Genomic DNA, 1324 nt, shown 5'->3' on the forward strand with positions numbered 1-1324 from the left:
CGCCAGGCAAACTGTGCGTCGTCCGGCGGATAGCTGGCGATTTCCCGCGTTTCACCGCCGCCGTTGCGCCAGCGGCTGACCGGAAGCTGGTCATAGGCAAAACAGGTTCTCATTGCAACGCCCTCATCGCCTCGGCGAAGTGGATCGCGGCGTGCTCTTCTGCCGCATGATGGCCTTCGCTGATAACCTGTTTGCCCGCCACAAACACATCGCGGATCTGTTCGCGCTGTCCGCCAAACAGCCAGCGATTTAACAGCGATGCGCTGCTGACGCTGCTGAGAAACGCGTCTTCTGCCAGCACCAGCCAATCGCCACGTTTGCCGATCGCCAGTTCACCCGCCGACAAACCACACGCCTGCGCGCCGCCCTGTGCGGCTTGCTGCCACAGCAGATCGCCGACAGAAGGTTGATTGGGCAAGGTGATGCGGTTGCGACGACGATCGCGCAGTCGCTGACCGTACTCCAGCCAGCGCAGCTCTTCCAATGCACTAAGCGATACATGGCTGTCGGAGCCAATGCCCCAGCGGCCGCCGCGCGCGATGTATTCCACCGCCGGGAAAATGCCGTCACCGAGATTGGCTTCGGTGGTCGGACACAAGCCCGCCACCGCGCCGCTCGCCGCCATGCGCTGAATTTCATCGTCATCAAGATGGGTAGCGTGAATCAAACACCAACGTTGATCGACCTTAAAGCGGTTGAGCAGCCAGGCCACCGGACGTTCGCCACTCCACGCAAGGCTGTCGTTAACCTCTTTCTCCTGCTCGGCGACGTGAATATGCACCGGCACATCCTGCGGGCAGGCGGCTAAGACTTCATGCATCTGCGCTTCATTCACCGCGCGCAGCGAATGGAAGCAGATGCCATGATTAAGCAGCGGCTTATCCGCGCTCCAGCTTGCCACGCGCTGCTGCTGTTGCAGGTAGGCGTCGGTTTGCTGAATGAAACGGCGCTGGCCGTCGCTGGCCGGTTGCGAACCAAAACCGCTGTAGCTGTAGAGCACCGGCAGCAAGGTTTGGCCGATGCCTGCGTTCTCCGCCGCCGCCATCAGTGCCAGCTGCATGGCATCATCGGCGTAAGGTTTACCCTGTGGATCGTGGTGCAAATAGTGGAATTCCGCCACCTGGCTGTAGCCGCCTTTCAGCATGTCGATGTAGAGATGCGTGGCAATAGCGCCAACCTGCTCGGGCGACAGGCGCTGCACCATGCGGTACATCAAATCGCGCCATGTCCAGAAGCTGTCCTGCGGATCGCCTGCCACTTCGGCCAGTCCTGCCATCGCGCGCTGGAAGGCGTGTGAATGCAGATTCGCTATCGCTGGAATTAC

The 1324-nt window shown here is 60.9% G+C and carries 2 protein-coding genes; both read right to left on the reverse strand.

Annotated features, from left to right (window positions below; genetic code table 11):
- Positions 1-113, reverse strand: a 113-nt coding sequence (locus RTM06_RS18745) for a HutD family protein (RefSeq protein WP_312184241.1), incomplete at its 3' end; no start/stop codon positions are given.
- Positions 110-1324, reverse strand: a 1215-nt coding sequence (locus RTM06_RS18750; protein WP_312184211.1) for a formimidoylglutamate deiminase, incomplete at its 5' end; no start/stop codon positions are given. The genes RTM06_RS18745 and RTM06_RS18750, both read right to left, overlap by 4 nt.

It is taken from the genome of Pantoea sp. CTOTU46764, assembly GCF_031974595.1.
Lineage (GTDB): Bacteria > Pseudomonadota > Gammaproteobacteria > Enterobacterales > Enterobacteriaceae > Pantoea > Pantoea trifolii.